The organism is Streptomyces sp. URMC 127, assembly GCF_051386535.1.
In the GTDB taxonomy this organism is placed as follows: Bacteria; Actinomycetota; Actinomycetes; order Streptomycetales; family Streptomycetaceae; genus Streptomyces.
In genome coordinates this window covers 1-2,722 of sequence record NZ_JBPQTW010000394.1, presented here as the reverse complement: position 1 = coordinate 2,722, position 2,722 = coordinate 1, and the positions used below count along the sequence as shown (strand labels likewise).

The following is a 2,722-nucleotide window of genomic DNA, read 5'->3' as shown; positions in this document are numbered from 1 at the left end:
CTTGCGGGGTGCGGCGGGCGAGGGGGGCGGGAGCGCGGCCGTGGGGCGGACGACGGTACGGGCCCCGGCTCGGCACTGCGCGGACCGGCGGATTCCTCCACGGAAGGTGAATCCGTGCCTCCGTACGTGCTGCGGGGTCCGCGCACTGGCCGGGCCGGGGTCGCCGTGCTTCTCGCCATCGGTGCAGAACGGGTGAAGGAGCGGTGGAGGTGCTTTCCGGCCGGTGATTCCCCGGGCGGGCGCAAGGGGCCGACGGCACGGTTCCGTTTCGGGCCGGGGCATGGTAGAGCCCGGCGCCCAGAGGCCGTTCAGGACTTCCTGGGCGTCCTCGCCCCGCGCGCGGCGGCCGGCGGCAGGCGGCATGTCGACGTCCGGCAGCCGTTCCTCGTAGGCCGTGCGGGTTTGCTGCGGGCGTGTGAAGGCCGTGTTACGGACGCACGTGCCGTTGTCATGCCGCGGCGCGGCGGCTTCCGCGCCGGGGGACGCGCCCGCGTCGGCCGGTTCTGGCCGCCCCGCCGCCGAGGCCGTTCCCGGGCCGCGATGCTGCCGGGCCGCATGAGTGAAGCGCGAACTCGTGTGTGAACTGACCTGGCCCGGGTAGGGATTGACGCATGGGGAGAGCCTTCCGGAGAGTCACTCGTGCGGCCGTCGCACTCGCCCTCGCCTGTGCGGGAGCGCTCGCGGCCGCGCCTGCTGCGCCTGCCGCATCCGCTGCCCCGGCAGCGGTGACCGAGGGCGGCTGCAGCCTGGACACCGGAGCCCGGGGCGTGCTCGGCGCCCCGTCCGGAAGCCCCGTCTCCGTGCCGCGTGCGGACGGCCGGGTCGATCAGTTCCAGGTGTTCTACGACTCCACCGCGACGCAAGGGCTGCCCTTCGTATGGCACCGCGCGCAGGATGCGCCCGGCGGGGCCTACGGCGCCTGGGAGCGGGTCAGCGCGGGCACGGTCGGCCCCAAGGCGAGCTTCGTGACCGCCGTGGAGAACGCCGCCGGCGGGCTGGAGGTGTTCTGGCTCGACCACGGCGGGTTCTGCCACTCGGTGCAGGGGCCGTCGGGCGGGGCCTGGTCCGCGCCGGAGGACTTCGGCCTGCAGCCTTCGCCCTACCACGGCTTCCTCGTGCTGTTCACGCGGTCGAACGGGACCCTCACAGCCATGGCGTCGTCGGGCAGGTACGACCGCTCCATGGAGTCGCGCACCCAGCTGAGCTCCGACGGCGTCTGGCGCCCGGTCGCCGCCATGGGCAAGGTTCCTGACGAGTTCGCGGGCCTGGGCGCGCCGAGCACCGTCACGGAACTGCCCGACCGGCGCCTGAAGGTGACGGCCCGTGAGTGGAACCGCGACCGCTACTGGCAGATCACCGAAGCGGCGCCGGACGACGGCGAGCCGCGCGGCTGGTGGCCCGCGCAGTGGCAGCTCTGTGCGACACCGGAGTGCGTCTGACCGGCGGACCGGTGCCTCGCCGCACCCTTGCGTGATCTTGTCGAAGACGCGAGTCGATCTCTTGCCCGAGGCAGGTTAGGTTAGCCTAAGCTAAGTCCGGCCTCGGGTGTTCGTGACGCACTCCCCGTGACCGCCGTGCCCTGCGCGGCGGTGGCAGTGCTGCGCGGAACCCGATGCCGGCCTCGGCCTTTTCCCGGCGGACGGATGCGCGCTCTCCTGCGCGGATCCGTCCTGCTTCGGCACGGAACGACGCAAGGACGGAACATGGTGCGCACAGCAGTGGCGGGCGCGAGCGGATACGCGGGCGGTGAGGTGCTGCGGCTGCTGCTGGGGCATCCCGGCGTCGAGATCGGCGCGGTGACGGCCGCCTCCAACGCCGGCCGCCCCGTGACGGAACTTCAGCCCCACCTCGCCCCGCTGGCCGGACGGACCTTCGAGGAGACCACCCCTCAGGTCCTCGCGGGGCATGACGTGGTTTTCCTTGCGTTGCCGCACGGGCAGTCGGCGGCGGTGGCCGCGGAGCTGGGTGAGGGGACGCTGGTGGTGGACTGCGGTGCGGATTTCCGGTTGAGGGATGCGGGGGAGTGGGAGCGGTTTTACGGGTCTGCGCATGCGGGGACGTGGCCGTACGGGTTGCCGGAGCTGCCGGGTGGGCGGGAGGCGCTGAGGGGCGTGCGGCGGATTGCCGTGCCGGGGTGTTATCCGACGGCTGTTTCGCTGGCGTTGTTCCCGGCGTATGCGGCGGGGCTGGTGGAGGCGGAGGCGGTGGTCGTGGCGGCGTCGGGGACGTCCGGTGCGGGCAAGGCGGCCAAGCCGCACCTCCTGGGCTCCGAGGTCATGGGCTCCATGAGCCCCTACGGCGTCGGTGGCGGTCACCGGCACACCCCGGAGATCGTGCAGAACCTCTCCGCGGCCGCGGGCGAGCCCGTGACGGTCTCCTTCACGCCCACACTCGCCCCCATGTCCCGCGGCATCCTCGCCACGTGCAGCGCCAAGGCCCGCCCGGGGGTGACTGTGGAGAGCCTGCGGAGCGCGTACGAGAAGGCGTACGCGGACGAGCCGTTCGTCCACCTGCTTCCCGAAGGGCAGTGGCCGGCCACCGCGGCGGTTTACGGCTCCAATGCCGCGCTGGTGCAGGTGGTGCTGGATGAGGCGGCGGGGCGGGTCGTGGTGGTGAGTGCGATCGACAACCTCACCAAGGGCACGGCGGGTGGTGCGGTGCAGAGCATGAACATCGCTCTGGGGCTGCCGGAGGGGCTGGGGCTCGGGGTGGCGGGGGTGGC

The 2,722-nt window shown here is 73.0% G+C and carries 2 protein-coding genes; both read left to right on the top strand.

Annotated elements, in window-relative coordinates:
* Positions 1-611: 611 nt before the first annotated feature.
* A complete protein-coding gene (locus ACSNOH_RS34360; protein WP_436725373.1) occupies positions 612-1,439 on the top strand; it encodes a hypothetical protein in 828 nt (275 codons plus the stop codon).
* Between the two features lie 264 nt (positions 1,440-1,703).
* A partial coding sequence (argC, locus tag ACSNOH_RS34355) for an N-acetyl-gamma-glutamyl-phosphate reductase (RefSeq protein ID WP_436725372.1) occupies positions 1,704-2,722 on the top strand: 1,019 nt, incomplete at its 3' end.